The sequence below is a fragment of the Hydrocoleum sp. CS-953 genome, assembly GCF_002260545.1.
GTDB lineage: Bacteria > Cyanobacteriota > Cyanobacteriia > Cyanobacteriales > Microcoleaceae > Trichodesmium.
Map to the genome: position 1 here is coordinate 1 of NZ_LGSU01000840.1, position 4,976 is coordinate 4,976.

Genomic DNA, 4,976 nt, shown 5'->3' on the forward strand with positions numbered 1-4,976 from the left:
ACCATATACTTTTTGCCAAGCCAATTTATTTTCCTTCGGAGACAGAACATTATTTAGATAATGATAACTACTACCTTTAATATTTTTCACAAAATCAGAAACAGAAGTAATTTTAATCAAATATTATGCCAAAAAATCATTGCCCCCTGTGTCATACAAATAAATTTAACTACTACAAAGCAGGTGATGACTATATATTAGCAAAATGTTCTGAATGTGATATGGTATGGGATAATAATCCACCAGCAAATCCTACGGCAATCTATCAAGAAGATTATTATAATAACGATTTTCCCAAAGGAGGATATTCTAATTATTTCCAAGGGATGAAAATTAATAGTCAGACTTTTAGAAAACGTTTATTAAAAGCAGAGAAAAAACTTTATGGTCAAGGTTTATTATTAGATGTAGGTTGTGCTTTAGGTGATTGTTTGGAGCAAGCAAAAAATTTAGGATGGAATAATCCTCAAGGTTTAGAAGTTTCAGAATATGCAGTAAATTTTGCTAAAAGTAGAGGTTTATCTGTATCTCAGGGTGATTTGTTTAATCATGATTTTGAACCTAATTCTTTTGATTTGATTATGCTGCAAGATATGATTGAACATACGACAGATCCTATTGGTCAACTAACAGCAGCTTATCAACTTTTGAAACCAGGAGGATGGATTTTTATTACTACTCCAAATGTGGGAGGATTTTGGCAGAAATTATTGGGTTATTTATGGTATCACTATAAACCAACAGAACACTTGACATATTTCTCCCTTGATACGATAAAATTTGCTTTGGAAAAAAGTGGATTTTCTGATGTAGAATCAAAGCCAACCAGTAATTCTATGAGTCTGGAATATATATTGAATAGGATGCAATATTATCAGCCAACTTTATTTTCTTTTTTACTCTCAATTTCTCAATTACTCAATCTACATAAATTAGTTTTTTCTTTGTCGATAGGAGAATTAGAAGCTTGGGGGAAAAAAGACAATTAACAGTTATCAGTTATCAGCTTATTTTGATTTTCTTTTCTATATTCTCCATGATTATCAAATTATTAACTTTTTAGTGATAAATTAAAAGGAGATTTAAGTTCATTATCACTATTCCCTATTGCCTGTTCCCTATTCCCTTATCAATCAACTGAGGTAAAAAAAATGAATGTAATTGAAACAGAAATTCCCGAAGTATTGTTAATAGAGCCAAAAGTTTTTGGAGACGAACGTGGCTTTTTTATGGAGAGTTTTAATCAACGCAATTTTTCAGAAAAAACAGGAATCAATCTGGAATTTGTACAAGATAATCACTCTCGTTCTAGCAAAGGAGTATTGCGAGGTTTACATTATCAAATTCAACAAGCTCAAGGTAAATTATTACGAGCAGTTGTGGGAGAAATATTTGATGTTGCTGTAGATATTCGGAAAAATTCTCCTAATTTTGGTAAGTGGGTAGGTTATCTTTTAAGTGCAGAAAATAAACGACAACTTTGGGTACCTCCTGGTTTTGCTCATGGTTTTTTAGTAGTGTCTGAAACTGCAGATGTTTTGTATAAGACTACTGATTATTACGCACCTGAATATGAGCGTTCAATTTTGTGGAACGATCTAGAAATTGGGATTAGTTGGCCTTTAGATGGAATTGAGGTTAAATTATCTAAAAAAGATGCAGCAGGAAAAACTTTGAAAGATGCTGATTTATTTGCATAAAACAGTTATCAGTTATCAGTTATCAGTTGAAGTGGAAAAATTTTCTAGTAAATAACTTTTAAAACTTTGACAAGATAGTTGGGAAAATTTTACTAGCTAAAGGTAAGGATTTAGGTCTTATGGAAAAGTCTATAAATCTTGATGGATAAGCATTTCCGGCAATTGCCTCCCAAATTATATTCTCAATTATAAATGGCTACAAACCTTTATTTTCCTCATTATTGAGAATGAGACTATTAAATTGCTGAGTCAGTCGCTTTCAGAAGTCTCTCTATAACTGGGTTTAAGATACCTGAATCCTTACAGCTAAAATTGTTTTTAATAGAGGGCTTAATTTTGCCTATCTAAACTTAGTCAAAGGCAGATCGAAATTCTATTGTATCTTGTAAATCAAAAAATATTACTACTCTAATTTTTACTTATCTTCCATATTGACCCATTTGACAATTACCATTTAACTTCCCTGGCGGGAAGTCCCGCGCTCTCCGGTGGGGGAGCGTCGTATGGGAAAGCCAGGGCCAAGATTCGGATACCTCCACAAGCTAAACGTTCATAAGTCCTTGACAAGCTAGGATGATTTTGTTATTGTAAGCGTCATCACAGGGGGAGGACATCACCTCTGTTAAAACAGCGGTCAGTTTTTGCTGACTGAAGAATCTCGCTTTGTCGCGTAAGCGCAACGTCGGGAGTATGTCAAGAGCATTTCTCAAGTAACATTATTGTTATTCTGAGGAGAAATACTTTCTTTTTCTATCTTACTTAAGGATTACTTCTGTACGTCGCCAATCCGACGGCTACCCTATCTGAATTGCGGGTAGCGCTATATCTACCTGATACATCAGTTTCCGAAGCTATGAGGTACAGTTGTTTTTATTCTTTTCTATTCTCTATTCTCTATTCCCTATTCCCTATTCCCTATTCCCTATTCCCTGTTCCCTCAAACCTAAAATTTTTTACCTCATAACAACGGGAAGCGCTGTATTAGGAAAAATAAACATTAGGTGTAGATAGTATCGCTGCTTCTTTAGGAGAACTTAATTCCTCTGTCGGAGCTGGTGCTGCGAGGTCACCTGGTAGAAATATACGAGCGCTGACTGCCACCATAGCAATTAAAAATATGATTACTACGATTAATGGAGCAATATATTGACGAAAAATTTGCATAGTTATTTTTAAGTCAGAATGTTAAATTTACCTATAGGGAAGTTCTATGGAACATCTCTACTGTTTGCATAGAAAGTGTACTTCTTTGACACTCCACAGACTAAAGTCGCGTGGATTCGTGACTAGGAGCTGTAAATCAGGTTAAAACCACGATTTACACATTGCACGGTTCCCGAAAAATCGAAACGGCCACATTGCCAGTACCGTACCGTAGTACGCATACAGCAGCAGTAGGGGCGAACGGCCGTTCGCCCCTACAAGGCGGTGGCAATTGCTACTACTCTCTCTGGCCAAAGACCATTGAGGCTACTTTTTAAGTTATTGATTAATTCACTCGCTCTGAGATACAACGTGCTGACTAACGGCTGGAAACAGAGTGCTGGTAAGCACCGGGCTACCTTTTCGATTAACCACCCTGTACGGACGTTGCATGCAACGTCCCTACGAAAGCGTCCATTAGCTATCGGGCTTTCACCATGCTTCAGAGGTCATTGTGTCTTAATGCCTTAATTATAACAGGTTTTGACTACGGGTTAAAACCCGTCGCGTCATTTCCATCCAGCCGTTAACACAGGCTGGTTTCCCACTTACCAATTTTTTATGATGAATTTAATTTTAGCAAGATTTACAAGTTTTGGAGTTCTAATAGTATTTAATATTTCAGATGCTCTGCCAGAAAAACAGCCATCTTTTGTCGTGCTAACTCTGACTCTGGCAACTCCCAGTTAAGTGTTTGAAAAACGTGCCACATTCCCTCATAAGGGTCAAACTTAACCGGAATTTTTGCCTGATCGAGAATCTGATAATGGCGAACAGAATTACTAAAGAAAATTTCTGTTGTACCAACCTGAATCAAAGTTGGAGGAAAACCCTTATTATAGTCCCCATAGACAGGAGAGACATAAGGGTTTTTATGATCGGCAGGATCGGCGTAGGCATTAGCTGCGTTAGCCAAAAAGTTATCATAGACTAATATTGGGTCTCTATCTTTGATAGTTTCGTAAGTATCGCCGGTTTCTGTAATATCTGACCAGCACGACCAAAGTACAACTGCGGCAGGCATACTTAAGCCTTGGTCGCGCATTTTTAGTACGGTTCCAGCGGTAAGTCCACCTCCAGCAGAATCTCCATAAATTGCTATGTTTTCCAGTTCATAGCCTTCTTTTATCAGTTCTTTAATGACCTGAATAATCTGATCTGTAATTTTATCCCATTTAGCAAAGGGAGCTACAGTATAGTCAACAGATACTACCCTTAACCCTGTTACATCGGCAACAGGTACTGAACTGGTGAGGGTAGATGCAGCACTAAATAGTACATAAGCACCTCCATGAAGATAAATAAGCACTTTGCCATTGTCTTGCCAGTTTTTGGGTTTGACATCTAGAACAGGTACACCACCTAATTTTTTCTCTTGAACGACAGGTTTGTAATGGTCAACAACCTTTGCATTATCCTCTTTTTTACTTTCTTCGTTTTCCTGCCAAACTTTTTTCCAAACATCAAGATCGTCAGTAGCTGGAAGACTTTTTGTATTTTGCGGAAACTGGCGTAATACTTCCTGTGCTTCAGGGGAAATAGTAGTTGGAACGCTGTAATAGCTAATCATCATAAAGTTACTTATTATTTATTATTAGGACTTATATCATGTCCGGTAGCATCGGTATTGTAAGGTAAGGGTAAGGAAGAAGGCTTTCATTAATTGATAATTGATAATTACCTCTGGTTAAAACCCCACGGGAATTGAAGATAAGGAAATTCAAGAGCACTTTTCTCTTGGTCGATTGGATATGGCGTTTAGCTGGCGCACAACTTCGTTAACGGCTGTCGCCGACATATAAAGCGGAGCGGCTCTGCAAGAGCGGGAAACCTGTCCCTCCGGGACGCTGCGCGACATGTAACGCGAAGCGAAACGCCATCCCATCCTAAGGTCATGCTCCGCTTGCCTACCGCTTTTTCCCCTATCCAAGGGGAGGCTTCAAGGCGCGAATTATTTAATTATTAATAATTAATAATTACCTACAACAGAAGGTTTAAGAGCCAGAAAAAACTTAAATTTCCTGTAGTTATTAACCCTGGGGTTTACACGCTCCGATACCAGCGGACATGATA

General features: G+C 37.5%; 4 protein-coding genes. 2 read left to right on the forward strand and 2 right to left on the reverse strand.

All coding sequences use genetic code 11. The annotated features are described in order from the left end of the window. Positions 1–125 precede the first annotated feature (125 nt). On the forward strand, positions 126–989 hold the full coding sequence (locus tag AFK68_RS10755; protein ID WP_094672484.1) for a bifunctional 2-polyprenyl-6-hydroxyphenol methylase/3-demethylubiquinol 3-O-methyltransferase UbiG: 864 nt from the start codon (positions 126–128) through the stop codon (positions 987–989). A 162-nt stretch (positions 990–1,151) separates the two neighbouring features. Continuing rightward, on the forward strand, positions 1,152–1,700 hold the full coding sequence (rfbC, locus tag AFK68_RS10760) for a dTDP-4-dehydrorhamnose 3,5-epimerase (protein WP_094672483.1): 549 nt from the start codon (positions 1,152–1,154) through the stop codon (positions 1,698–1,700). Between the two features lie 981 nt (positions 1,701–2,681). Here rfbC and AFK68_RS10765 read toward each other — a convergent pair. Together AFK68_RS10765 and AFK68_RS10770 are read right to left on the reverse strand one after the other, a co-directional pair. Continuing rightward, entirely contained in the window at positions 2,682–2,864 is a 183-nt protein-coding gene (locus AFK68_RS10765; RefSeq protein ID WP_094672698.1) for a hypothetical protein, read from the reverse strand. A gap of 652 nt (positions 2,865–3,516) precedes the next feature. Next, positions 3,517–4,476, reverse strand: coding sequence for an alpha/beta hydrolase (locus tag AFK68_RS10770; protein WP_094672699.1), 960 nt, complete (start codon positions 4,474–4,476; stop codon positions 3,517–3,519). Between the last annotated feature and the right edge of the window lie 500 nt (positions 4,477–4,976).